The sequence below is a fragment of the Methylophaga sp. F-2 genome (assembly GCF_056859315.1).
In genome coordinates, this window is record NZ_JBSXOF010000016.1 from 1 (window position 1) to 24,022 (window position 24,022).

The 24,022-nt window shown below is 43.3% G+C and carries 24 protein-coding genes and 1 riboswitch; of the genes, 12 read left to right on the forward strand and 12 right to left on the reverse strand.

Translation table 11 applies throughout. The features are described 5' to 3' along the window. Positions 1-780: 780 nt before the first annotated feature. A complete protein-coding gene (locus tag AC13DA_RS04220; RefSeq protein ID WP_284450453.1) occupies positions 781-3,123 on the forward strand; it encodes a fatty acid cis/trans isomerase in 2,343 nt (780 codons plus the stop codon). Between the two features lie 8 nt (positions 3,124-3,131). On the opposite strand, the gene hpnC is transcribed toward AC13DA_RS04220, so the two are convergent. From hpnC to AC13DA_RS04240, 4 genes are read right to left on the reverse strand one after another with little or no spacing between them, the layout of a single operon-like run. Further along, entirely contained in the window at positions 3,132-4,010 is an 879-nt protein-coding gene (gene hpnC, locus AC13DA_RS04225) for a squalene synthase HpnC (protein WP_284450452.1), read from the reverse strand. A 10-nt stretch (positions 4,011-4,020) separates the two neighbouring features. After that, positions 4,021-4,674, reverse strand: a complete 654-nt coding sequence (locus AC13DA_RS04230; protein WP_284450451.1) for an HAD family hydrolase — start codon at positions 4,672-4,674, stop codon at positions 4,021-4,023. Position 4,675: 1 nt separating this feature from the next. After that, positions 4,676-5,383, reverse strand: coding sequence for a bifunctional 2-polyprenyl-6-hydroxyphenol methylase/3-demethylubiquinol 3-O-methyltransferase UbiG (gene ubiG / locus AC13DA_RS04235; protein ID WP_284450450.1), 708 nt, complete (start codon positions 5,381-5,383; stop codon positions 4,676-4,678). Beyond that, positions 5,380-6,702: a TRZ/ATZ family hydrolase gene (locus AC13DA_RS04240; RefSeq protein WP_284450449.1), complete on the reverse strand. Its 1,323-nt coding sequence runs from the start codon at positions 6,700-6,702 to the stop codon at positions 5,380-5,382. Before AC13DA_RS04240 ends, ubiG begins: the two co-directional genes overlap by 4 nt. Positions 6,703-6,804: 102 nt before the next feature. On the opposite strand from AC13DA_RS04240, the gene mtnA reads away from it, so the two are divergent. The 3 genes from mtnA to AC13DA_RS04255 are packed head-to-tail and all read left to right on the forward strand — an operon-like array spanning position 6,805 to position 9,436. Beyond that, on the forward strand, positions 6,805-7,863 hold the full coding sequence (gene mtnA, locus AC13DA_RS04245) for an S-methyl-5-thioribose-1-phosphate isomerase (protein WP_273182745.1): 1,059 nt from the start codon (positions 6,805-6,807) through the stop codon (positions 7,861-7,863). Further along, positions 7,860-8,534 carry an SDR family oxidoreductase gene (locus tag AC13DA_RS04250; protein WP_284450448.1) on the forward strand — a complete coding sequence of 225 codons (675 nt, stop codon included), beginning with the start codon at positions 7,860-7,862 and terminating at the stop codon, positions 8,532-8,534. The genes mtnA and AC13DA_RS04250 overlap by 4 nt, the downstream gene beginning before the upstream one ends. A 14-nt stretch (positions 8,535-8,548) precedes the next feature. After that, a complete protein-coding gene (locus tag AC13DA_RS04255; protein ID WP_284450447.1) occupies positions 8,549-9,436 on the forward strand; it encodes a hypothetical protein in 888 nt (295 codons plus the stop codon). Here AC13DA_RS04255 and AC13DA_RS04260 read toward each other — a convergent pair. The 6 genes from AC13DA_RS04260 to cysB form a co-directional block, all read right to left on the reverse strand. Further along, complete coding sequence (locus tag AC13DA_RS04260) at positions 9,425-10,087, reverse strand: HAD family hydrolase (RefSeq protein ID WP_284450446.1); 663 nt, start codon at positions 10,085-10,087, stop codon at positions 9,425-9,427. The genes AC13DA_RS04255 and AC13DA_RS04260 overlap by 12 nt on opposite strands. Continuing rightward, on the reverse strand, positions 10,088-10,699 hold the full coding sequence (gene pnuC / locus AC13DA_RS04265; RefSeq protein ID WP_284450445.1) for a nicotinamide riboside transporter PnuC: 612 nt from the start codon (positions 10,697-10,699) through the stop codon (positions 10,088-10,090). A 12-nt stretch (positions 10,700-10,711) separates the two neighbouring features. Then, a complete protein-coding gene (locus AC13DA_RS04270; protein WP_091713279.1) occupies positions 10,712-10,969 on the reverse strand; it encodes a YkoF family thiamine/hydroxymethylpyrimidine-binding protein in 258 nt (85 codons plus the stop codon). Positions 10,970-11,022: 53 nt separating this feature from the next. Further along, positions 11,023-13,182, reverse strand: a complete 2,160-nt coding sequence (locus AC13DA_RS04275) for a TonB-dependent receptor (RefSeq protein WP_284450444.1) — start codon at positions 13,180-13,182, stop codon at positions 11,023-11,025. Positions 13,183-13,248: 66 nt separating this feature from the next. After that, positions 13,249-13,353, reverse strand: a riboswitch (TPP riboswitch). An 88-nt stretch (positions 13,354-13,441) separates the two neighbouring features. After that, positions 13,442-13,771, reverse strand: coding sequence for a hypothetical protein (locus tag AC13DA_RS04280; RefSeq protein ID WP_284450442.1), 330 nt, complete (start codon positions 13,769-13,771; stop codon positions 13,442-13,444). A 45-nt stretch (positions 13,772-13,816) separates the two neighbouring features. Continuing rightward, positions 13,817-14,737 (reverse strand): HTH-type transcriptional regulator CysB, encoded by a 921-nt coding sequence (gene cysB / locus AC13DA_RS04285; RefSeq protein WP_284450441.1) that lies wholly within the window; start codon positions 14,735-14,737, stop codon positions 13,817-13,819. Between the two features lie 104 nt (positions 14,738-14,841). Here cysB and AC13DA_RS04290 point away from each other — a divergent pair, with 104 nt between their 5' ends. The 6 genes from AC13DA_RS04290 to AC13DA_RS04315 all read left to right on the forward strand — a co-directional run bounded on the left by AC13DA_RS04290 (position 14,842) and on the right by AC13DA_RS04315 (position 20,564). Beyond that, the gene (locus AC13DA_RS04290) at positions 14,842-15,642 is read left to right on the forward strand and encodes a sulfite exporter TauE/SafE family protein (RefSeq protein WP_284450440.1); all 801 of its coding nucleotides are present in this window, start codon (positions 14,842-14,844) and stop codon (positions 15,640-15,642) included. Continuing rightward, positions 15,630-15,860 carry a sulfurtransferase TusA family protein gene (locus tag AC13DA_RS04295; RefSeq protein ID WP_273182728.1) on the forward strand — a complete coding sequence of 77 codons (231 nt, stop codon included), beginning with the start codon at positions 15,630-15,632 and terminating at the stop codon, positions 15,858-15,860. The genes AC13DA_RS04290 and AC13DA_RS04295 overlap by 13 nt, the downstream gene beginning before the upstream one ends. After that, entirely contained in the window at positions 15,857-16,555 is a 699-nt protein-coding gene (locus AC13DA_RS04300; RefSeq protein ID WP_284450439.1) for a phosphoadenylyl-sulfate reductase, read from the forward strand. The genes AC13DA_RS04295 and AC13DA_RS04300 overlap by 4 nt, the downstream gene beginning before the upstream one ends. Before the next feature lie 11 nt (positions 16,556-16,566). Further along, on the forward strand, positions 16,567-17,469 hold the full coding sequence (gene cysD, locus AC13DA_RS04305; RefSeq protein WP_284450438.1) for a sulfate adenylyltransferase subunit CysD: 903 nt from the start codon (positions 16,567-16,569) through the stop codon (positions 17,467-17,469). Then, the gene (gene cysN, locus AC13DA_RS04310) at positions 17,470-18,915 is read left to right on the forward strand and encodes a sulfate adenylyltransferase subunit CysN (RefSeq protein ID WP_284450437.1); all 1,446 of its coding nucleotides are present in this window, start codon (positions 17,470-17,472) and stop codon (positions 18,913-18,915) included. A gap of 200 nt (positions 18,916-19,115) precedes the next feature. Further along, complete coding sequence (locus AC13DA_RS04315; RefSeq protein WP_284450436.1) at positions 19,116-20,564, forward strand: catalase; 1,449 nt, start codon at positions 19,116-19,118, stop codon at positions 20,562-20,564. A gap of 40 nt (positions 20,565-20,604) precedes the next feature. Here the strand turns inward: AC13DA_RS04315 and AC13DA_RS04320 are convergent, their stop codons facing one another. Together AC13DA_RS04320 and AC13DA_RS04325 are read right to left on the reverse strand one after the other, a co-directional pair. Further along, a complete protein-coding gene (locus AC13DA_RS04320) occupies positions 20,605-21,141 on the reverse strand; it encodes a DNA-deoxyinosine glycosylase (RefSeq protein ID WP_284450435.1) in 537 nt (178 codons plus the stop codon). Continuing rightward, positions 21,141-21,584: a DUF3465 domain-containing protein gene (locus tag AC13DA_RS04325; protein ID WP_284450434.1), complete on the reverse strand. Its 444-nt coding sequence runs from the start codon at positions 21,582-21,584 to the stop codon at positions 21,141-21,143. Before AC13DA_RS04325 ends, AC13DA_RS04320 begins: the two co-directional genes overlap by 1 nt. 309 nt (positions 21,585-21,893) lie before the next feature. Between AC13DA_RS04325 and AC13DA_RS04330 the strand changes: the two genes are divergently transcribed. After that, positions 21,894-23,546 carry a nitrite/sulfite reductase gene (locus tag AC13DA_RS04330; protein WP_284450432.1) on the forward strand — a complete coding sequence of 551 codons (1,653 nt, stop codon included), beginning with the start codon at positions 21,894-21,896 and terminating at the stop codon, positions 23,544-23,546. Further along, a complete protein-coding gene (locus AC13DA_RS04335; RefSeq protein WP_007146040.1) occupies positions 23,533-24,012 on the forward strand; it encodes a DUF934 domain-containing protein in 480 nt (159 codons plus the stop codon). The genes AC13DA_RS04330 and AC13DA_RS04335 overlap by 14 nt, the downstream gene beginning before the upstream one ends. Positions 24,013-24,022: the final 10 nt, after the last annotated feature.

Here is a 24,022-nt window from a genome sequence, read left to right on the forward strand (position 1 = left end):
AGACCATAACCTACTTGAACGCCGTGACAAAAACGTCGGGAGCGTTTTTGAATGAGCGAAGCGAACCCGAAGGGGCGCCTACAAGGATGTAGGCGATAAAGTAGGTCACTGCCAGGCTTTATATACAAGAGAAGCCCATCCCAACGGATGGGCTTTTTTATGTCTCACTGTTTTATATTAACCTGCCTGTGCTGGGCAACACACCCTGTGACGAGTAATCGTGCCTGTATGGCTGGCTCACATCACTTGCTTGTGACTAACAAAAAGCAGCGATAAGCAATGTGCCAGAGATTGCTTTGCATAGATTCCATCCTTGGCGATAAGCCTTTTGAATAAGTGAAGCAAACCTGAAGGGGCGCCTACAGAGATGCAGGCAATAAAGTAGATCACCGACAGGCTTTTGGATATTAGAATAGCTCATCTTAAATAATGGTGACCTTTTTTATTGTCTGTAATCTAGATATATGACCTACTTTGAACGAAGTGACTGCCAATCGCTCTACATGGACGGCATACAGCATATCCTGGTAAATGTTAATGAAGTTAATACAAAGAGAGTGCTCATCAATAGACAAAGATCTTGATCATTACAAATGTTGGTTCGCTTTAGAATTTCTGCTGGATGTTTATCAACATGGGTATCGTATATAGAAAGTTAGTGAAAATAGTTGTTACTTGGGTATTGTCGATAGCCTGAATTCTTCACTTAGGTTAACCAGCCTGTCACTAATTTGAAGTAAAATATGAGCTTTAAAATATTAGAATTTCGCAAGGCGATTAATGTACAAAACACTTATTTACCTTTTTATCGCCTGCTTAGTGACGGCCTGTTTAGATGACACTCAAGAGCTTGTGCTCAATAATAATCTACCTCTTCCACGTACAATAGATGTTGATTATGCTTCTGAGATAAAACCGATTATTGAAGAAAAATGTGTTGCTTGTCACGGCTGCTTTGATGCGCCATGCCAGTTAAAAATGGAATCTACAGAGGGATTCCTGCGTGGTGCCACCAAATTAAATGCTTATGATGGGACAAGGAAGGAGCCTATTACACCGACACGCTTATTTATAGATGCCCATTCGCAAGAAGAATGGCAAGAAGCTGGGTTTCACTCGATTATTACCGGGCATGATGCACAAGCTAGCTTGTTATATAGAATGTTAGCTCTGGGAAAAACTCATCAATTTAGAGACAACAGTAAGTTACCGGATGATCTTGATATTAGTATTCGCCGAGATAACCAATGTCCAACCCTCGATACGATTGCTGAATATGAAGAGAAACATCCTCTAACAGGGATGCCATTTGCCGTCTCCGGACTTACAGATGATGAATTCTCCACAATCAGTGGTTGGTTATATCAGGGCGCTAAAGTCAATATAAATGAGGTTAAGCTAAGCCAAAAAGAATTATCAGCAATAAAAAAATGGGAAACATACCTTAATCAAACATCTAATCCGCGTAGGTTAGTTTCCAGGTGGCTTTTTGAGCACCTTTTTCTAGCTCATCTGTACTTTGAGAACCAAGGTCAAAATACCCATTTCTTTGAACTTGTTAGATCCTATACACCGACAGGTAAGCCAATTTCAATTGTAAAAACCCGTCTTCCAAATTCTGATCCAGGACAGCCAATTTATTACAGATTAAGATTAGTAAAAGGGATTACTGTTCATAAACGTCACATAACATTTTTGTTTGATGAGAAGCTAAAAAAACATATAGAGCAACTCTTCTTCTCAGAGCCATGGCAAATAAATACTATGCCTGGTTATGATTATGAAGATAGAGCTAATCCCTTTTTAACGTATTCTGCGATACCGGCTGAAGCCAGATATCGGTTCTTGCTGGAACATGCCGAATATTTCACACGAACGTTTATTAGAGGCCCTGTTTGTCGCGGTCAAATCGCAACAGATGTGATCCGTGATCAGTTTTGGGTGATGTATCAGGATCCAGCCAATGATCTTTTCATCACTGATCCTAGCTATAGGAAAAAAGTAGAGCCACTTCTAGGTTTGCCTGGACAGGACGACAACCTGACAGAGGCAAAAGATAATTGGGATAAATATAAAGATAAACGCAATGCTTATTTATCTTTAAGAGATCAACATTATCGAGATGCACCGATAAACTGGACTTCGACTAATGCTATCTGGGACGGCGATGGCAGTAATACTAATGCGTTTCTGACCGTGTTCAGGCACTTCGATAATGCCAGTGTTGTTAAAGGTATGGTGGGACAGGTTCCTCAAACGATTTGGTGGATGGATTTTCCATTATTTGAGCGAACCTATTATGAGTTAGTGGTTAATTTTGATTTATTTGGCAATGTAGCTCATCAACTTCAAACGCGGTTATATTTTGATTTAATCCGTAATGGTGCCGAGCATAATTTTCTTCGATTATTGCCTAAAGACAAACGAAAGTCAGTGTTGGAGGATTGGTACCAAGGTATGGGCGTAGTCAAAACTTACTTCACCTATGCACCGCTTGATGTTGATAGTAGAACTGCTGAAAAATTCTTGTCTGAGGATACCAAAAATGAGCTGGCCAATCGATTATTAAAGCAATCTAGTCAGGTTAACGCTGCTGCAAACGATGCGATTAATCGTTGTCAAAATCAGCAATGTTTCAGGAAGTCACAGACTGACTGGATACAACAAGCTGATTCACGGTTAAGTCGTATAACGGAAGCTAGATTTAAGGAAAAGTCAGGGCTACAGTTTCTGCCTGAGTTAACATTTATACGGGTGAAGCATGGTGATGAAAGAACAGTTTATTCCCTAATACGCAATCGTTATCACAGTAATGTGGCTTTTCTGTTTGGTGAGTCACTTCGCTATAAACCTGAAAAAGACAGTTTAACGGTTTATCCGGGAATTGCCGGAAGTTATCCTAACTTTATCTTTGATATTAATGCTGAGGAACTGGAACCGTTCGAGAAAGCCTTGATGAAAGCGACATCTGAAGAAGAATTTGATGCCCTAGTACTGAAGTGGGGTGTCCGCAGAACACATCCACAGTTCTGGCAAATTTTTCATGATTTCACTCAGTGGCAACGTGAACAAAATCCCATTGATGCGGGGGTATTCGATGCAAACCGCTATGAGAATCTTTAAAGCTGATTTTAGCGGCGTTTTAAGTGCGATTTTGAGAGACTGAACAATAAAATTTTTAACTGTGTTCTGCGCGTTAATCTTGGTCGGCTCAATATGTTCTCATCATCTTGTGCCGATAATTTGTTTAATGTTTCCAGTCCACCTAATGTCATCGCTCTGATTTCCCAGCCTAAGCGTCCCTTAATACCATTACCGAGTTCCAGTCCTTCATTCATCAGAGCCATCGTTTGTTGGAATAAATGACGAAGCAGAGGTGCTAATTTCCGGCTATTTGCCAGGGTAATGTCATCCTCATTCAGCCCAGCCTCTGTAAGCATCTGCTGGGGGATATAAATGCGGTTGTTTTCCTGTTTGTCTTGCAGGATATCCTGATAAAAGTTAATCAATTGTAACGATGTGCAGATGGCGTCAGACTCTACTAACTGTTGTTGTGTTGGCTGACCATTTAAGTGTAGTAATAAACGACCTACAGGATTAGCAGAACGTTGACAGTAATGCAGAACTTCTTCCATTGTCTGATAGCGGTTTTTGACAACGTCCTGTATAAAAGCCGATAACAAATCATCAAATAAATAGATGGGTAACTGAAAGTGTGTGATCACATCATCAAGAGCAATAAAGATCGGATCATCACCTGTGTATGAACCATCACTTATCTCAGTGAGATGCGAACGATAGTTTTGTAGCTTGGTTATTCGTTCTGCTTTGGTGAGCTGACCTTCATCAGCATAATCATCGGCAGTGCGAGCAAAGGCATAGATAACAGCAATCGGTTTTCTTAACCTTTTAGGAAGTAAAACTGAGGCGACAGGAAAGTTTTCGTAGTGCGACTTTGCAAGTTTTAAGCAGAAATCATAAGCAGCAGCCAGATTTTTATTCGTTGTCATAACGCAATAGTTAAATCCAGTTGAGGATTTCTTCAGGCTTATAAATCGTGGCTTTCGCCTGCCACGTTTCTGGTTGGTCAGTACTTTTTAAATAACCGTAATGAGCGATGAGCGTATCCATATTCACAATATTCCCAGCCTCGATATCGCGTTGGGCATCGCCGATGTATAAGCAGTTTTCTGGCTTAACGGCAGAGGCGTTACATGCAAATAACATTGGATCTGGATGAGGTTTGCTATTGGCCGTGGTATCTCCACTCACGATACAACTCGCCCTCTGATTCAGCTTTAATGCCTGCATTAAAGGATCGGTCAGAAATGCAGGTTTGTTAGTAATCACTCCCCATTTCAAGCCTGCTTTTTCTATGGTTTGTAGAACATTTTCCATACCGTCAAAGAGCCTGGATTCCCGGTTGATATGGTGACGATAAAGTTCAATAAATCGTGTTTGTATCGTCGTATATTCAGGATCTTCAGCTGAGATCCCAAAAGCGAGTTTGATTAATCCCGGACTACCATCGCTGGCCACAGGGCGAATTGTTTCGAGAGGCAGTGGCGATTTATTGTATTCAAGCAAAACCTGATTAAGTGCGTAAGCTAAGTCTGGTGCGGTATCAACAAGGGTGCCATCCAGATCAAAAAAAACAGCATCGTATTTTGCCATATCAGATTTTTTTGCAGTGGATGAGGTAGTTGACCTTGACGTCGTTTCCAAGACTAAATTGACGCGTCAAAGGATTGTAATTCATTCCTGTCACATCTTTGACTTTCAGTCCTGCTTGGCGACACCAGGCAGATAACTCAGCTGGACGAATAAAGCGTTTATAGTCATGGGTGCCTTTTGGTAGCATTTTCATAATATATTCAGCGCCAAGCACAGCCAGAAGATAGGCTTTGGGATGACGGTTTAATGTGGAAAAGAACACATCACCACCCGGTTTAACTAAATCTGCACAGGCACTGATGATAGATGCTGGATCCGGCACATGTTCTAACATTTCGAGGCAGGTAACGGCATCATATTGTTCTTTATTTTGCGCAGCCATTTCTTCTGCGGTGATCTGTTGATAATGGATCGTCAAACCTTCTTCCAACGCATGAAGCTTGGCAATATTAAGTGGCATCTCGCCCATATCAATACCAGTGACATGGGCCCCACTTTTTGCCAGCGCTTCTGAAAGAATGCCACCACCACAACCAACATCAATCACGTTGGCATCTTTTAATGATGTTCGCTCTGCGGTATAAGCCAAACGAATTGGATTAAGATCATGTAACGGTTTCGATTGACCTTCCAGATCCCACCAACTGGATGCTAAGGCATCAAATTTTGCTACTTCATTTAAGTCGACGTTTGCTTGTTTTTGGCTCATTGACCGAGTGATCCTATTTTTATTGCCCATTGCTGAGCATCTTGGATAATTTTTGATTCGTTTAATGTCGTTAGTTGACGGGAATTGAGTAGCTGTTTACCTGCGACCCAAACATCGGTGACTTTATCCCGACTGGCGGCGTAAACCAACTGAGATACGACATCAAAAACAGGCTGTGTTTCGATATCCGATAACTTCACCGCAACGATATCAGCTTGTTTTCCTACTTCGAGTGATCCTATTTCCTGGTCTAGTCCTAATGATCTTGCTGCGTTGATAGTCGCCATTTCTAGCACATTATGAGCATGCACCGCGGCAGCATCTTTGGCTACTGCTTTTGCAAGTAAAGCTGTTTGACGCATTTCTGCAAACATATCCAGATCATTATTTGAGGCAGCGCCATCGGTGCCAATCGTGACATTCACATTATTTTTTTGCAGTTCAGCAACAGGGCAAAAGCCACTGGCCAGTTTTAAGTTAGACTCAGGACAATGAGCGATGTGAACACCCGCTTCGGCGCACCATGTGATTTCTTGGTCATTAAGTTGTGTCATATGCACAGCGAGTAGTCGGGGCGAGAGCAGGCCGATTTGTTTCAAACGCTCAAGCGGCCTAACCCCAAACTCTGCAACGCTCTGTGATATTTCATCTGCTGTTTCGTGAATATGCATACTGATCGGCATATCCATTTCTTCAGCATTGGTAATGATTTGCTCCAGTGTTTTGTCTGCGACAGTGTATGGGGCATGCGGTGAATAAATCGTATTAATCCGTGGGTGATGACGATAGTGATCGTGTAATTGATGGCCTTTATGTAAATATTCTTCTACTGAGCTGGCCCAGTTTGTCGGAAACTCAATAACAACAATACCTAGACTGGCTCGAATACCTGATGTATCAACAACTCTGGCCGTGGCTTCCGGAAAAAAATACATATCGTTGAAATAGGTAGTGCCACCCCGAATCATCTCTGCAATGGCCAGTGCACTGCCCGCTTCCACAAACAGATCGCTAACAAAGGCTTTTTCTGCGGGCCAGATATGATCGTTCAGCCAAGTCATTAAAGGTAAGTCATCAGCCAGTCCCCTAAACAGCGACATGGGGGTATGGGCATGGTTATTGATTAAACCAGGTATTAAACAATGCTCATTCAGATCATGAGTCGCATTGGCTGAGTAAAGCTGTTTTGCCTGTTGCTGTGGCAGAAGCGCTAAAATACGTGCATCCTTGATAATGATGGCGTGGTTTTCTAACACGGTCTGGTCTTCAGTGACGGGGACTAACCAGCGTGCGTTAATTATCAGATCGACATTTTCCATAGGGTTTGATTATACCGTTGAGCTGAATGAAAACCTATTCTAATCAATTATCATGACAAACCAATCACAACTAAAATTCATCAAGCATCACAGGAGCTTGTTTTGACCAAACTATTGCAGACTATTGAGCCAATTTTATGGCGTGATGAACGACTTCATTTATTGGACCAACGTGTTTTACCACATAAAGAAAATTGGTTGGAATTTCATGATTCCGATGCCGTCGCTGAAGCCATTAAAACGATGGTGGTTCGTGGTGCCCCAGCTATTGGTGTGACTGCTGCTTATGGTGTGGTGTTGGCAGCAAGAGAAGCTTGGTTTAGTGCTGGAGAAAACTGGCAGGAGGCAATCAATCCACCACTCAAAAGATTAGCTGCATCACGTCCTACCGCAGTGAATCTGTCGTGGGCGATTGATCGTATGAAGACGGCCTCTGCATCACTGTCTAAATATGAGTCACCAGAACCCGCCTTGTTAACATTTGCTCAGCAGATACATCAAGAAGATGTTAAAGCCAATAGAACCATGGGGCAATATGGAGCTGACTTGCTGGATAATGACAGTATTGTGCTGACACATTGTAATGCTGGTGCGCTTGCCACTGCTGGTTTTGGCACGGCCTTGGGCGTTATTCGGCAAGGTTTTATCGATGGAAAAATTGAGCATGTTTACGTGGATGAAACCCGTCCATGGTTGCAAGGTAGCAGACTGACAGCATGGGAGCTTATGCAGGAAGGCATTCCTATGACCTTACACGCCGATGTAGCTGCAGGCGCGTTGATGGCGAGTGGTCAATTAGACTGGGTCATTGTTGGCGCTGACAGAATTGCCTCAAATGGTGATACAGCCAATAAAATTGGTACCTACTCATTAGCCGTATTAGCGAAATATCATGGGGTGAAACTGATGGTGGTGGCTCCCACCACAACGATTGATTGGTCAATTGATAATGGGAGTCAGATTCCGATTGAACAACGCACGGGTTCAGAAGTCTCAGAAATAGATGGACGTCCGATTGCACCTTCAGAGGTTCATGTATCGAATCCGGCGTTTGATGTCACACCGGCAGAATTAATCGATGCCATTGTGACAGAGTCAGGCGTGGTAAGGTCGCCTTCAAAAGAAAATATGAAGCAACTCAAAAGTGAGGAGGAAAAATGACACAAACAGCATTAGTGACCGGAAGTAACCGGGGAATTGGTTTAGAACTCTGCCGTCAGCTTGCCGCAAAAGGCATGCATGTTATTGCAACCTGCCGTAAAGCCTCATCTGAATTAACGTCCCTGAATGTCGAAATTATTGAAGATGTGGAAGTCAGTGAGCCTAAAAGCTTAGCAAAACTGGCTGATTCATTAGAGAACAGAAAAATTGACTGGCTAATCAATAATGCGGGTATTGCCGGTGGCATTGGTCTTGGGCAAATTGATGATAATGCGATCGATGATTTTGTCAGAATGTATCGTGTGAATAGCCTTGGACCATTACTGACCACTCAGGCTTTATTAAATCATCTGGGACAGGGCAGTAAAGTTGGTATTATTACCAGCCGCATGGGCTCGATTGATGATAATGACTCGGGTGGTAGTTATGCGTATCGAATGTCGAAATCAGCGGTGAATGCCGCCGGGAAATCATTATCAATTGATCTCAAACCCAAAGGCATTGCTGTCGCCATCCTGCATCCAGGTTGGGTAAGAACGGATATGACCGGACATGGTGGATTGATTGATCCAGATGAATCAGCAGCAGGTCTCATCCAACGTATGGAAGAGTTAACACTCGAAACCAGTGGCACTTTCTGGCATACCAATGGTGAAAAATTACCTTGGTAATACAGCAACGTTAGATGTATTCGTATCCTGAATTAACTGTTGAGCAGCAGGCGACATTGCCGGTGTTACGTGCACCTGCATTAGCCTTGGATGCACAATTTCCTGATAGCACGCACCAGCTTTGGCAGTGTGATACCGCTGATGGCATGATGATCTTAAAAGTCTGTCACCAATCGCGAGTGCAAGACTCAACGTTTTGGCTGGGGATGAATAATCTGTTTCAACTCGACTTTCCACAGTCTTTAGCTCGTACCCAAATCATCAGTCAATTTCTACAACGAGAGGGTGGTTTTAGCATACCCGATGTCGTGGCTGAACAGGCAAGGCAGTATGTATTGGTGCGTTACCTTGATGGGACGGATCTGACAGCAGAAAAGATCGACAATACCATGTTGACGCAGCTTGCTCATCACTGGGGCAAACTGCATCAACAAATATCATCTCAATGGGGTTGTCTCGATAACCCCGTATTCAATGCGAATGATTGGCCTGTGCGACTGGAGCAGACGATTCAGTTTTTATCTGGCCGCAGTGATATCCCGATCCCTGCAGATACGTTAAAACTCAGCCATGAACAATGTCGAAGACTATCAGCTCAACAGTTTGTGCCGATCATGCCGGATTTTCGCTGGGACCAACTGCGCCAGTGTGAAAATCATCAATTAGCCGTGGTGGATTTGGATGCCTTTGTCAGAGCACCCCGTGAAGTTGAGTGGGTAATACTGGAATATCTGCTGAGCCCTCAGCAAGCGAAACATTTTGTCGAAGCCTATTCACAATATCAGCCCATCCCTGATCTTACGAACTGTCGCTTAAGTTACCGTTTACTTTTGTTTTTGATGAATATTCTTGGTGAAACCGATTTGCGAAACTGGCTTGAGCAGCCCATCTTATTTAAATAAATCACGCAGCTCTTGAATGGCAAGCCCGTTTAGACTCTCCAGTTTTAAGGCGGCAACATCATAGTGTGGTAAGTGATAATTGGCTTTTGACGGAACAACAACAGTGCGGATACCGGCACCAATAGCGGCCGTCATACCGGTGACGGAATCCTCAAAAGCGATGGTATGGTTTGCTTGAGCGTTAATGCGTTCCAGAGCCAGTTGATAGATAGCAGGATGGGGTTTGCCTTGTTCCACGTGATCATCGGCGACATAACTATCGAATAATGCTGTGATATGTAGTCTTTCCAGTACCACAGGGACAAGACGGGCCGGAGCATTAGTCGCTAGACCAATTTTCAGCTTATGTTGTTTGAGTTGTTCCAACAGATCATGAACACCCGGCAGTGGCTGGCCTTGCGTGGCGGTTAATAAGGCAACTTCATCGATGACATCATTTTCGACTTTTTCCATGGCGTCCTGACTGAGTGACAGGCCTGCATGATGCAGCCAGAATTCGGTTGCTTCGCGGGTAGTCATGCCCATAGTTTTAGCCGATAGCGCATCGGTGATTTCAATACCAAGTGCAGAAAATACACGTTTTTCAGCTTGTTTCCAGAAAGGCTCTGAGTCAATCAGCAGCCCATCCATATCAAAAATAACAGCTTGCATTTAGTGAGTCCGAGGTATCGGCTGTTTATGGTAGAGCTTGATCCAGTTGGCAAAACCTATCATTGCCAGCACGGTGTAGATTGAGAATAACACCACGGTGGCATAGTAACCCGTTTGGAAATACAACACGACGGATGCCGCATCAATAATGATCCAATAAAACCAGTTTTGCAGCACTTTTCTCGCCATCAACCAAGTATTCATTACAGAAAAGACAGTAATGCCCGCGTCGAGATAGGGACGTTGTGAGGCTTCATTCTTGTCTAGATAATACGCCAGTACAAAACTAATGATGGTGCCTGATACAACAAAGAGCAAGTTGGAATGAAGTGACCAATTGTGAATGACGAGTTCATCATTATTTTGCAGATGTCGCCGCCACAAAACGAAGCCATATACCGCCATGCCCATATAATAAAAATTGAGCAAAGCTTGCATAGGGAGCTGACCTTCCCAAAATAACACGGTATAGATTAGTGTACTGATAAACGCCATGGGCCAACACCATTGCGATTCCCTAGCCGCCAGAATGACATAAGCCATTCCCAGCAAGGCAGCAAATACTTCCCAGCCCGATAACGCCAGCAGGCCATTAATCATGGCATCTATCATGAGTCTTTTCGCCTAATCTTCAACGTGGTAACGATCGTTACCGATCATTTTCAGGACAAATACACTGTGTGGTAGTTGCTCAAAAACGGCTTCAATCTCGGCATCCATGGCATCCATCACATCACGGTATTCACCAAAGATTTGTGTGCTCAGATTATTCCGTGAAATATTCAGCTTTGGATTGTCTTCCAGCTTTTTAATAAATGCCAGAATAGGTTCAACAAATTGTTCGGTGAGTGGGTAGAGACTGATATCAACAGAAACGCGCATATATGATTCCTTAAAAAAATAAAAAGAGGGCTTAGATAAGCCCTCTAGTCTGATTAGTAGTCGTAGCTAAGCGTTAGACCAACAACTCTTGGATCACCATATTGAGTGTAGGTTTCTTCAGCATATGATTTTGATGGGTCGATACCAAAGTAAAAGCCACGAGTGTAGTAGTCTTTATCGAATAAGTTACGTCCCCATAAGGTGACTTTCCATTGATCCTTTTTGTATTCGACACTGGCATTGTATAGAACATAAGAGTGGGATTTTGCATTGTGGCTGTTTGAGTAGTAAAACTCGTCTTTACCTTCCATGTCCGCTTTAAAAGTCCAGCCTGGAGCAAAGTAATACTCACCACCCAGATTAAATTGGTAGGCAGGTGCGTGAGCAATTCTTCGACCGCTTAGTTTAGTGCCTCCTTCTAATAACCTGGGATTTTCATAATCTTCAAGTTTTGCATCCAATAGCCCTAGAGAAGCAATCACACGATATTTTTCGTTAATGGACCAGTTTAACTCTGCTTCGAGACCAATGTTTCTAACTCTGTCAGCATTCACAAAATAATCAACAAAGTCGGTACCACTGCCCGATGTCTTTGGTACTCGAATCGAGCTTTTTATTTGGGCATCGCTTCTACGTGTATAGAAGGCTGTAATAGAAGTGATAAGGTCTCCATCAAGCCAAAAAGATTTTAAACCAGCTTCAAGGTTCCATAACGACTCAGTATCAAAAGAACGTAGATCATCGCTGATTCTAGGTTCGACGTTTATACCTCCAGCTTTGTAACCTCGAGATAAAGTCGTGAAGGCCATGTGATCCTCATTAAGATGATATTCAAGACCTAGCTTTCCACCAAACATCCAGTCGTTTGGATCATCTTTAAGTCCTGCAGAATCTTTATAGTCTGCATCCCAATACTCAGCGCGTAACCCGCTAATTAGTTTGAGATCTTCTGTCAGAGCGGTATCCAATTGACCATATACAGCGGTGTTTAGTGTTTTATAGGCATTTTTTGTGACAAATCCTGTTACAGCATCACTATTAATAGCATTTGAATAATAAGTACGATCCAAGTTCTGACGTTGTTCTGAAATATATAGTCCAACTGTCCAATCCGTCGTATCAGCAAAAACACGTCCATTCTCATTTGATAATGCACGGAATTCTAAAGCGGTGTTTTCACGTTTACGCTTATATTGATCGAAACCACTATAAGGACAGGTGAATGCATCGTTAGAGTCATCGGAGTCTACACAGGTGACATCAACTGGAAATTGTGATTTATAAGACCAGTCATCATCGTAACTATATTCAAGATTGGATTTTGAATAACTGAGGCTGGATTGTAATTGAACTTTGTCATTAGCACGGTAATCTGCTTTTAAAGCAAAGGCATTAGTATTTTGAGCATCCTTACCTGGCTGGTCTGAAAAAGTGTTGCGACTGTTATCAAGTGTGAATGCATCGTAACCATTGTCAATATTGAGATGCAATACGTTAAGATCGATAGTCAGGTCATCAGTGGCAAGCCATTTTAGGTGGCCTCTGGCAGTGGTTTCATCACGGTTTTGAGTATTATCTCTACCTAAAAAGTCGTTATCCATGTAGCCATCAGACTTATAGCTGTGAACAGAAAAACGACCAAGCAAAGTATTATCAATCAATGGACCACCAACAGCGATACCTTCAGCATGAGTATTATAAGTGGCTAAAGTTGATTCAAACTTCATAGCAAGATCATTTGTCGGTTCAGTACTTTTCAAGTTGATGGTGCCCGCCATTCCGTTTGCACCATAACGTGTGCCTTGAGGACCACGCAAAATCTCGACTGACTCAATATCAAATAGAGTTGCAGCACCACCACTTCGGCTAAAGTCGATGCCATCGATATACATACCTACCGAAGGGTTGAGTGGTGCTTGGAACTCACTTCGTTCACCAATACCGCGAATCTGAAAATACTGGCCTCGTGACGCACCGCTGGAGACGTTGACATTAGGAGCGAGGTTAAGAACGTCCTCAATATGTTGAGCGCCGCGAGATTCGATGGTGTCTTGATCGATCGTCGTTAAACTAATCGGTGTGTCATGCGCATCGTTAGGACGAAAGTCAGCACTGACGATCATCGATGGTAAGTCAGCAGGGGTGACTTCCGCCAAGGCCACTGGCGATGACATAGCCGTTGAAACAGCTATGGCAAGTGTTTTTACTTTCATGGTTATCCTTTTTTGAATCAAAAAGGACAGGGGAATAAATCGAGAGACACCAATGCGGTGTAGATGAAGATCTATTTCAGCCTGTCCCTACGCCAGTATTAACTGGATCAGGTTCATCGGGTCCGCTCTTTAAACGAGCATCTCAGGCTTTCGCCACCCCGAGGCATCATTCCTTATATTTATGCAGTCACATCCTGTGAATGGTGATTATTCTATTGTAATTACACTCTTTTTTCTAGCAAGAAACTTATCACGGCATTTATTTGGCAGGTTTGATACTGGCTCTGCACTGAGGGCATACACGTAGACGGCTGTTGATACGTTGCGTGGCGATTAAATCTTGTTGTCTTTCATAGCAACGGGGGCAATAAAATACTGATTCCTGACCGCGACGATAACACCCCGATGAACCATCGAATTCAGGTTTAGCGAGGTATTCCCCCGATAATAATGTATCGGGTAAAACAGTCACTAATTGCTCAATTTCAGTATTAAGTTCAGACAGTAAATAGTGATGTTCCTCAGGGATAATGTTTTCAAGCTGCTTTATTAGCTGTCTTATTTTGGTATGGGAAGGTGTTGTGTTCATTGATGATCCCAGTGAAAGTGAACTAAAAAGATTATCTTGGCAGATTTAAAGACTGATGGCTTTTTCAACAGTCTTTTTATCAAGATGAGCCGCAAAAAACTCGATAAATGCATACATATAACTTCGAAGATAACTGCCTTTACGAATACCCATGTGGGTAACACTGGGTGGAAATAAGTGCCTGGCATCCAGTGCCTGAAGAGGCGCATCTTTGTCAGGATCAAATGCCATGCTGGCGATAATCCCAATCCCCATTTCTAACTCAACGTAGGTTTTGATGACGTCGGCATCTGTCGCCGTAAAAATAACGTTAGGGTGCAAGCCTTTTTCAATAAAGGCCTGATCTTGTTTGGCGCGGCCAGTAAAGCCCATCACATAGGTCAGAATTTCATATTGCGCGATATCTTCCAGACATAACTTTTTCACCGACAATAACGGGTGTTCAGGCGGAACAACAACACAACGATTCCATTCATAACAAGGCAGAATAGCCAATGATTCGAATTGAGCGAGCCCCTCTGTCGCAATGGCCAAATCGATTTTGCCTGTCGCTGCCATTTCGCCGACTTCAGTTGGGGTGCCTTGCACCATATTTAAATGAATATTCGGGTAGTGTTCGGAGAATTTTTTAATGGCACTAGGTAAGGCATAACGGGCCTGGGTGTGTGTTGTACCAATTGATAAAGTACCGGATTGTTCGGTTTTACTATCCGCTACTAACTGACGAATATTGTCGACATCCTGCAAGACTCTCTCAGCCATCTCTATGACAGACTGACCAATGGGGGTAATGCCGGTTAATCGTTTACCGTGTCGTTCGAATATCTGTAATCCAAGCTCATCCTCCAATAACTGTACCTGATTACTGACACCGGGTTGTGAGGCGTGTAATGCATTTGCTGCAGCAGAGATACTCAGATCCCTTCTGGCTATTTCACGGACATATTTTAATTGCTGAAGCTTCATCTATATATGATTTAGTTATAAAGATAGTCAATAATATTCATTGATAGAATATTACGCTTTGGTAAACTTGTCAGCATTTTCGTAATACATAAGGCGTAAAACAAATGGAATGGGGCTTTCTTCTTGCTGGACTATTTGTCGGCATTATGGTCGGCATGACCGGTGTGGGAGGCGGGTCTTTAATGACACCCATACTCATTTTTATTTTTCATGTGCAACCAGCTATTGCTGTTGGTACGGATTTGTTATTTGCAGCGATCACCAAAGCAGGTGGTATCTGGTCTTACTGGCGTCATGGTGTCGTCAAATGGCATATCGTATGGCGTCTGGCTGCGGGCAGTATTCCAGCAACATTGGCAACGTTGTGGTTTATGAATGCAACAGGAATGCACGATGGCAACCACAATGAAATTATTACAAAAGCGCTCGGGATAGCGTTGATTTTGACCTCCAGCGCATTATTACTCAAAGCGCCTTTAGGCAGATTATTGCGTTCACAGGAAAGTCATCCTGTGGTGAGTGCGCTTTATGATATTCGCGAAAATGAATTAAATAAGGCCATGATTACGGTCATAACCGGGGCACTGCTTGGTGTAATGGTCACGCTCTCATCGGTGGGAGCCGGGGCGCTTGGTGCAGTGATTTTGTTGTTTTTGTATCCACGCCTGAAAGGGGTGGAAATTGTGGCGACGGATATTGCTCATGCAGTGCCACTGACATTTGTAGCAGGTCTCGGGCATTCAGCCGTGGGCACGGTAGACTGGTCCTTATTAGTGTATTTATTAGCCGGATCATTACCAGGCATTTTTATTGGTACGCATCTGGGGGTTCGTATTTCGGATCACATTATGCGTCCATTGCTGGCCGTCATACTTGTACTGGTGGGGATAAAATGTCTGATATAAAGCAAGTCGATTTAACCCTGTTTGGCTGCCCGATGCACTATATCAAAGCCAGAGAAGCCGTGCAGAAACTGGCATTAGAACAGTCAATAGACCTACTGGTGAATACTGGTGATGCCGTGGATGAAGTATTCAACAGCTTAACCCAGGATGGGCAGCAGTGTGAGATCACCTCAACAGAGGGGTTAACCACAACAATTCGTGTGAGAAGAAAACAATGAGTGAAATAAAACCGGCTCTGGCCGCCAAAATAGATGCTGTGATCGCAGTGTTAAAAGACATTGAACAGAATTATCTCCCCGCCACGCTGGCAACCAGCTTTGGTGCTGAGGATATGGTGCTGATGGATTTAATCTGCAAACATGCTCCGGGCATCGATATTTTTACTCTTGATACTGGGCGTTTGCCAAAAGAGACGTATGAGCTGATGCAAACGTTGAATAAACACTACGATAAAAAAGTCGACGTGTTTTTCCCCAACACCGGCGATGTTGAATTATTTGTCACCAATAACGGACCAAATGCATTTTACGACAGTGTTGAATTAAGAAAACAATGCTGTGGTATCAGAAAAGTAGTGCCGTTGAATCGTGCTTTATCTGGCAAAAAAGCCTGGATTACCGGCATGCGCCGTTCGCAGTCGGTCACTCGTGCTGAGTTACCCGTGTCTGAGTGGGATGATGATCACGGCTTACAGAAATTCAGTCCTTTAACGGACTGGTCAAATGGCAATGTTTGGGCTTATTTAAGAGCGAATGATGTGCCTTATAACAAATTACACGATGAGGGCTACGCCAGTATTGGCTGTGCGCCTTGTACAAGAGCTATCACCATGGGCGAAGACATTCGTGCCGGACGCTGGTGGTGGGAAGATCCAGAAAATAAAGAATGCGGCTTGCATGTCAAATCTAACTAACGAGAAAGATAATGACTGAAAAACAATTAACACACTTAAAGCAGTTGGAAGCAGAAAGCATCCATATCATGCGTGAGGTGGCTGCTGAGTTTGAGAATCCAGTAATGCTGTATTCAATTGGTAAAGACTCAGCCGTCATGTTGCACTTAGCGATGAAAGCTTTCGCGCCGGGTAAACCCCCATTTCCATTGATGCATATCGATACCACATGGAAATTTAAGGAAATGATCAAGTTCCGTGATGAGAAAGCCAAAGAGCTTGGTCTTGAACTGATTGTGCATACTAACCAAGAAGGTAAAGAAGCCGGTATCAACCCGTTTGATCATCCTCGCTACACTGACATTATGAAAACCGATGCGTTAAAACAAGCATTGAGCAAATATGGTTTTGATGCCGCTTTCGGTGGTGCTCGTCGTGACGAAGAAAAATCGCGTGCAAAAGAACGTGTTTATTCTTTCCGTGATAAAAACCATCGTTGGGACCCAAAAGCGCAACGACCGGAACTCTGGAATATCTATAACAGTAAAGTCAATAAAGGTGAAAGCATTCGTGTTTTCCCTCTGTCAAACTGGACTGAGCTGGATATCTGGCAATACATTTATCTGGAACAAATTCCCATTGTGCCGCTTTATTATGCTGCTGAACGTCCGGTTGTTGACTACAACGGTCTGACCATCATGGTCGATGATGATCGTATGCGTATTCCTGAAGGGCAGGAGCCACGCATGGAGAAAGTACGTTTCCGTACTTTAGGTTGTTATCCGTTAACAGGCGCAGTGAAATCATCAGCAGACACCTTGCCTGAAATTATTCAGGAAATGTTGCTGACCACGACATCTGAGCGTCAGGGTCGTGCGATTGACCATGACCAAGCGGGTTCTATGGAGAAGAAAAAACAAGAGGGTTATTTCTAGATGACTACTGAATCAAGTTCATATCAATCAGATAGCCTGATTGCCACAGATATTGAAGCGTATCTGAAGCAGCATGAAAACAAAGAAATGTTACGTTTCTTAACATGCGGTAATGTGGATGATGGTAAAAGTACGCTGATTGGCCGTCTTTTACATGACTCGAAGATGATCTATGAAGATCAACTTGAAGCCGTCACACGTGATAGTGCCAAGTCAGGTACTACGGGTGAACAGGTGGATTTAGCTTTATTGGTAGATGGTTTACAGGCGGAGCGTGAGCAAGGCATTACCATTGACGTTGCTTACCGTTATTTTTCTACCACCAAACGTAAATTCATCATCGCCGACACACCGGGGCATGAGCAGTACACGCGTAATATGGCAACAGGGGCATCCAGCTGTCAGTTAGCGGTTATCCTGATTGATGCACGTTATGGGGTTCAAACACAGACGCGCAGACATAGCTTTATTGCCTCATTGCTAGGCATTAAACACGTGGTTGTGGCCATCAATAAAATGGATTTGATGGATTATAGTCAGGAAGTGTTTGATAACATCCGTCACGACTACACCGAGTTCTCACGTGAGTTAGAACTGGAAGATATTCACTTTGTGCCGATGTCTGCGTTGGTGGGTGATAACGTCGTTAACCGCAGTGAAAAGATGGACTGGTATCAAGGACAAACCTTGATGGAGATTCTGGAAACCGTCAATGTTGATAAAGATCCCAACTTCGATGATATGCGTTTCCCTGTGCAGTTTGTGAATCGTCCAAACCTGAACTTCCGTGGTTATTGTGGCACTCTGGCATCGGGTATTTTGAAGCCGGGTGATGAAGTGACAGTGTTGCCGTCAGGTAAAGAAAGTAAAGTAAAAGCGCTTGTCACTTACGATGGTGACTTGGATCATGCTGTGCCGGGTGAAGCCATTACTGTCACATTAGAAAATGAAATTGATGTCAGCCGCGGCGATATGCTTGTTCATAGCAATCATCATCAACCACATGTATCAAGCCAGTTTAAAGCGATGGTTGTGTGGATGACCGAGCAACCGTTAGTGTCAAACAAGCAGTACAGCATTAAAGTTGGTGTCAGTGATGCGGGTGGTTCCTTAACTGGGATTGACTATCAAATTGATGTGAATACGCTGGAGCATAATAAAGTCAGTGAACTCAAACTCAATGAAATTGGTTTGTGTGAATTTTCACTGAATAAACCGGTTGTGTTTGATTCATATAAACGCAATCGTACTACTGGTGCCTTCATCATTATTGATCGTCTGACGAATGTGACCATTGGTGCCGGTATGATTACGGATGCCGTTTCAGGTAGTCATGAAGTCGTGGCTGCAGGTGAGTTTTCTGCTTTTGAATTAGAGTTGAATGCACTGATTCGTAAACATTTCCCTCACTGGGATGCCAAAGATTTGAATCAACTTCTCAAATAAAAGCACGACAAATCTTATCGCAGAATAAAGCCAGTCAGTGTTTGCTGACTGGCTTTTTTGTGTCCGTTAAAAATATATAAATCGTTTTTATCGATTAATTAAAACATAATAAACAATTATACAAGTCATTCATGGATGGATAGACTTTGTTGTGTGCAATGAATTTGCTCAACATAATTAGCAGCAGCAAGGAATAAATGATGACTAAAAAAGTTTTGACGACATCAGCAGGAGCCCCTGTCTCTGATGATAATAACAGTATCAGTGTCGGACCAAGAGGACCTTTGACTTATGACAACCACTACACCTTCGAAAAATTGGCTCACTTCAACCGTGAGAGAATTCCTGAACGCGTGGTCCATGCACGTGGTACCGGGGCTTACGGAACCTTTACCCTCACCAAAAGTTTAAAAGAATTCACCATTGCTGATTTCTTGCAAAATGAAGGTAAAAGAACGGATGTGTTTATTCGTTTCTCGACAGTAGGTGGTGGTCAGGATTCACATGATTTCGCCCGTGACCCACGTGGCTTTGCCATAAAGTTTTATACCAAGCAAGGTAACTACGATATGGTGGGGAATAATACTCCAGTGTTTTTCTTGCGTGATCCAAGTAAGTTTCCGGACTTTATTCACTCACAGAAAAAGAATCCGCGTACCAACTTGCCAGATCCTCGCATGGCTTATGAGTTCTGGGCTAATTATCCTCAGGCCTTACATCAGGTGACTATTTTGATGTCCGATCGGGGGATTCCAGCTTCATACAGAAATATGAATGGCTATAGCTCTCATACTTATAGCTTCTGGAATGAAAAGGGCGAACGGTTTTGGTTTAAGTGGCACTTTAAAACTAATCAGGGTATTAAAACGCTGCGAGCAGAAGAAGCGGCAGTAGCAGACCCTCATGGGGCGCAACAGGATTTGGTGGAAGCCATTGACCGTGGTGATTTCCCAAGCTGGACCGCAAAAGTGCAGATCATGACGGAACAGCAAGCGCGTGATGCGGAGGTTAATCCGTTTGATTTAACCAAAGTATGGCCGCATGATGAATTTCCACTGATTGAGGTAGGTCAGTTAGAGTTAAACCGTAACGTAGATAATTATTTTGCTGAAACCGAGCAAGCGGCTTTTGCACCAAGTAACTTTGTGCCGGGTATTGGTTCATCACCTGACAAAATGTTGCAAGGAAGGCTGTTAGCGTATCAGGATGCTCATCGTTATCGAGTGGGGGTGAACTACAATCAGTTACCTGTTAATGCGGCAAAATGTCCGGTCAATCATTATCAGCGTGATGGGGCTATGGCGGGCTTGTGCCCGGCGGGTGGACATCATCATCAGACAAGTGGTGCAAACTTTTATCCGAATGATCGTGATGATGGTCCGGCACCGGATCAAGCTGTGGCAGAACCTCCGATGCCTGTTGAAGCGGGAGCCTGGTTGGATCGCTTTGATACTGATGAAGAGGATCATTACACACAAGCGGGCAATTTGTTCCGTATTATGAGTGACGATCAAAAACAGCAATTAGCAAATAATATTGCTGGTGGACTTGGGCAGTGTGATGCCTCTGTTCAACAACGTATGTTAGCTCAGTTTGAAAAGGCTGATGCGGACTATGCTGCCAGAGTAGCGGCTGCACTAAAGGCTTAAAGAGTCTCAAAATAAAGGGGCGTTAAATACGCCCCTTTATTTATTGGATAAGTTGCTTGATGCTGCTTAGTTGTTCACGCCAGATGATTTGTTTTTTCTCTAAAGACAGAGCCGCATTAGCAGGACTGGTGGATGGCAGCCGAGATGTCGTGATGTTCTGCCATGGTTTTTCTAAGCTCGCCTGAACGTATTTCATATAAATTTGTTCTGCTTTAGCACCATTAAAAAACACAGCCTGAATATTGGGATGAGCCTGAAAAAAGGCATTAAAGTCGTTGGCTTCAATAGAGTCAGGCGCAATATTGCTATCCAGGCTGCCTGATCTGTCGCAGGCCTTTAACACATCCCACACTGCTACGCGTTGTTGCGTCAGCAGTTCACAACGTTGCTGATATGGCCAGCTTTTTTCAATAGCAAATAGACTTTGCATAATTGACCAGAAAGCATTGCGTGGATGAGCATAGTATTGCTGTTGCCGAAGTGATTCTAATCCTGGCATAGAACCGAGAATGAGAATTTCAGCTGAAGGCTTGGCGATCGGTGGAAAGCTATAACAGCGAGATTCATTAGCTGACATTATTGATATAACTGACCCTTGTAGCGTATCCAGCCGTGAGGATGTTTATTGTCAGGATCATGATGAGTCCAATGAATGACACCGCCTTTGTCATTCCACTCATATTCACCAAAAACATGTACTTCATCGCCGACTTTCAGAGCGTCAATACGTGGTGCCAGATCAATATTATGAGCAATCAAGACTGTCAGCTTATCCGGCAGGGTGATAATAAAACGCTGATGACGACTGCCTTTAGTATCGTCTGGGAGAATACGACTAACGACACCACTGACTTCAACCAGAACATCACTTTTTTGCTGTTGGTAAAGTGACGAAATCGATGTGGCTTCAGGACTGCTAACATTTTTATTGTGTGGCTGATAATGACTGGCGCCCCAAATCAGAAAGCCAAAAGCGATCACTAGCCATAAACGTTGTTTTTGTCGACTTGCTTTAGACATGCAAGATTTCCTGATCAAAAAATGTGTTCAGTATAACCAGTTTTACAGTGAATTAGAGAGAGTAGTGAGAACAGCAAAACAGATTGACTCAGGAGTGATTAAAACTGAGATTTGCCCGTTAAGTGACGCGCACAATTAAAACTGACAGCAATCGCTGGCGGTAAAACGATATTTTGTGGTCGGATTAAACCATAGAGGTGACGCGGTATTAGTTAATTAACTAATATAGATATTGGTATTTATAATTTCCTGTTATATATCGCCAGCGTTATAATAACGAGTCCGGTATTAAGAGTTTAGAGAGCTTAAATGTATCAATACGATAAGTATGATCAAACGATGGTTGAGCAGCGGGTCGCACAGTTCCGTGATCAAACACGTCGTTTCTTGGCGGGTGAGCTGACCGAAGAGCAGTTCCGTCCTTTACGACTGATGAATGGTTTATATATTCAGATACATGCACCTATGTTGCGTGTTGCTATTCCATATGGACTGATGTCATCCAAACAAGTTCGTAAAATCGCGGAAGTCTCACGCCGTTATGATAAAGGGTTTGTTCACTTCACTACGCGTCAGAATTTCCAAATGAACTGGCCGAAGTTAGAAGATGTGCCAGATATCCTTGCTGAACTGGCCACTGTACAGATGCACGCCATCCAAAGTAGTGGTAACTGTATTCGTAATACAACGTCTGATCAGTTTGCGGGTATCAATGCTAATGAGATTGAAGATCCTCGTCCATGGGCAGAAATTATTCGTCAATGGTCAACCTTTCATCCCGAGTTTGCCTATTTACCGCGTAAATTCAAAATTGCGGTCATCGGTTCTGAAGAAGACCGTGCTGCGACAAAACTACATGATATCGGCTTACATTTAGTCAAAAACCATGAAGGTGAGATTGGTTTTGAAGTGTTAGTTGGCGGTGGTTTGGGACGTACTCCTATCATTGGTCAGCAAATCAGACCGTTCCTTGAGAAAAAGGATCTGCTGTCTTATCTGGAAGCTATCTTGCGTGTTTATAACCGACTGGGCCGTCGTGATAATAAATACAAAGCACGTATCAAGATTACTGTTCGTGAACATGGTATTAATCATATTCGTGAATTGGTTGAAGCTGAGTGGGTGCAAATTCGTGACCAGCTTGAGTTGAATCAGAAAGAAATTGACCGTGTTAAGTCTTATTTCACTGAACCTGAATATGAAGCTGACGCAGCAGCAGATGAAAGCTATGAAAAAGCACTGGCTGAAGATAAGGCGTTTGCACGCTGGGCTAAACAAAATACGTTTGCTCATAAACAGCCTGGTTATCGTGCCGTTTATGTCTCACTGAAAGCGCCCGGTATTGCGCCTGGTGATGTCACATCTGACCAGCTTGAAGTGATTGCCGATCTGGCTGATGAGTTCAGTTTGGGTGAAGTTCGCTCAACTCATACCCAAAATCTGGTTTTTGCTGATGTAAAACAAGCAGATTTGTATGCGTTATGGTTAAAACTCGAAGCAGATAATCTGGCAACACCAAATATTAATACGCTCACTGACATTATTTGTTGCCCAGGCCTGGATTATTGCGGTCTAGCGAATGCTAAATCAATTCCTCTATCGAAACAGATCGCGGAACGGTTTGGAGATCTGGATTATCTATACGATTTAGGTGACATCAAGATCAAGTTCTCAGGCTGCATGAATGGATGTGCTCATCAAAGTGTTGGTCATATCGGTATCCTGGGTGTCGATAAGAAAGGTGAAGAGTGGTATCAATTCACGCTTGGTGGCAGCTCAGAAGCTGATGCATCATTAGGTGAACGTTTAGGTAAGGCTATTCCTAAAGAAGAAGTCGTTGATACTGTGGGTCATTTACTGGATGCTTATGTCGACTTACGTCATGAGGATGAGTCATTCCTGGCCACTGTCCGTCGTTTAGGTATTGATCCATTCAAGGAGCGTGTATATGCAGATAATTAAAGATCGTGAAATCGTCGAAGATAATTGGACACATCTGGATGATGATGCAGATCTGGTTGCTGGCAATATTACCGTCTCCTTAGCTCGTTGGCAGGAACAACATGAAACACTGGTCAAGCATGAAGGTGAACTGGGTTTACGTCTGAGTGGTGATGATCCTTTGGAAGAAGTCGTTCCGGATTTGATTCATTTTTCGCTAATTGTGTTGGTTTTTCCTGCGTTTACGGACGGACGCTGTTATTCCTTTGCTCGCTTACTACGTGAGCGCTATGGCTTTAAAGCTGAAATCCGTGCGCAAGGTGATGTATTACATGATCAGCTGTTTTATATGTCACAGTGCGGGATTAATAGTTTTGAACTGGCGAATCCAAATCGTATCGACAAGGCATTGACCGCTTTTGATGACTTTAGTGAAAGTTATCAAGCCACAGTGTTGCGTCCTGAACCGCTTTATCGTCGTCGTTAGGTTTCAGTTC

Excerpts from the sequence above, each read along its gene's own strand:
- AC13DA_RS04220 (WP_284450453.1), top strand. The coding sequence starts at position 781 with ATGTACAAAACACTTATTTACCTTTTTATCGCCTGCTTAGTGACGGCC.
- hpnC (WP_284450452.1), bottom strand. The coding sequence starts at position 4,010 with ATGACAACGAATAAAAATCTGGCTGCTGCTTATGATTTCTGCTTAAAA.
- AC13DA_RS04230 (WP_284450451.1), bottom strand. The coding sequence starts at position 4,674 with ATGGCAAAATACGATGCTGTTTTTTTTGATCTGGATGGCACCCTTGTT.
- ubiG (WP_284450450.1), bottom strand. The coding sequence starts at position 5,383 with ATGAGCCAAAAACAAGCAAACGTCGACTTAAATGAAGTAGCAAAATTT.
- AC13DA_RS04240 (WP_284450449.1), bottom strand. The coding sequence starts at position 6,702 with ATGGAAAATGTCGATCTGATAATTAACGCACGCTGGTTAGTCCCCGTC.
- AC13DA_RS04250 (WP_284450448.1), top strand. The coding sequence starts at position 7,860 with ATGACACAAACAGCATTAGTGACCGGAAGTAACCGGGGAATTGGTTTA.
- AC13DA_RS04255 (WP_284450447.1), top strand. The coding sequence starts at position 8,549 with ATGTATTCGTATCCTGAATTAACTGTTGAGCAGCAGGCGACATTGCCG.
- AC13DA_RS04260 (WP_284450446.1), bottom strand. The coding sequence starts at position 10,087 with ATGCAAGCTGTTATTTTTGATATGGATGGGCTGCTGATTGACTCAGAG.
- pnuC (WP_284450445.1), bottom strand. The coding sequence starts at position 10,699 with ATGATAGATGCCATGATTAATGGCCTGCTGGCGTTATCGGGCTGGGAA.
- AC13DA_RS04270 (WP_091713279.1), bottom strand. The coding sequence starts at position 10,969 with ATGCGCGTTTCTGTTGATATCAGTCTCTACCCACTCACCGAACAATTT.
- AC13DA_RS04275 (WP_284450444.1), bottom strand. The coding sequence starts at position 13,182 with ATGAAAGTAAAAACACTTGCCATAGCTGTTTCAACGGCTATGTCATCG.
- AC13DA_RS04280 (WP_284450442.1), bottom strand. The coding sequence starts at position 13,771 with ATGAACACAACACCTTCCCATACCAAAATAAGACAGCTAATAAAGCAG.
- cysB (WP_284450441.1), bottom strand. The coding sequence starts at position 14,737 with ATGAAGCTTCAGCAATTAAAATATGTCCGTGAAATAGCCAGAAGGGAT.
- AC13DA_RS04290 (WP_284450440.1), top strand. The coding sequence starts at position 14,842 with ATGGAATGGGGCTTTCTTCTTGCTGGACTATTTGTCGGCATTATGGTC.
- AC13DA_RS04295 (WP_273182728.1), top strand. The coding sequence starts at position 15,630 with ATGTCTGATATAAAGCAAGTCGATTTAACCCTGTTTGGCTGCCCGATG.
- AC13DA_RS04300 (WP_284450439.1), top strand. The coding sequence starts at position 15,857 with ATGAGTGAAATAAAACCGGCTCTGGCCGCCAAAATAGATGCTGTGATC.
- cysD (WP_284450438.1), top strand. The coding sequence starts at position 16,567 with ATGACTGAAAAACAATTAACACACTTAAAGCAGTTGGAAGCAGAAAGC.
- cysN (WP_284450437.1), top strand. The coding sequence starts at position 17,470 with ATGACTACTGAATCAAGTTCATATCAATCAGATAGCCTGATTGCCACA.
- AC13DA_RS04315 (WP_284450436.1), top strand. The coding sequence starts at position 19,116 with ATGACTAAAAAAGTTTTGACGACATCAGCAGGAGCCCCTGTCTCTGAT.
- AC13DA_RS04320 (WP_284450435.1), bottom strand. The coding sequence starts at position 21,141 with ATGTCAGCTAATGAATCTCGCTGTTATAGCTTTCCACCGATCGCCAAG.
- AC13DA_RS04325 (WP_284450434.1), bottom strand. The coding sequence starts at position 21,584 with ATGTCTAAAGCAAGTCGACAAAAACAACGTTTATGGCTAGTGATCGCT.
- AC13DA_RS04330 (WP_284450432.1), top strand. The coding sequence starts at position 21,894 with ATGTATCAATACGATAAGTATGATCAAACGATGGTTGAGCAGCGGGTC.
- AC13DA_RS04335 (WP_007146040.1), top strand. The coding sequence starts at position 23,533 with ATGCAGATAATTAAAGATCGTGAAATCGTCGAAGATAATTGGACACAT.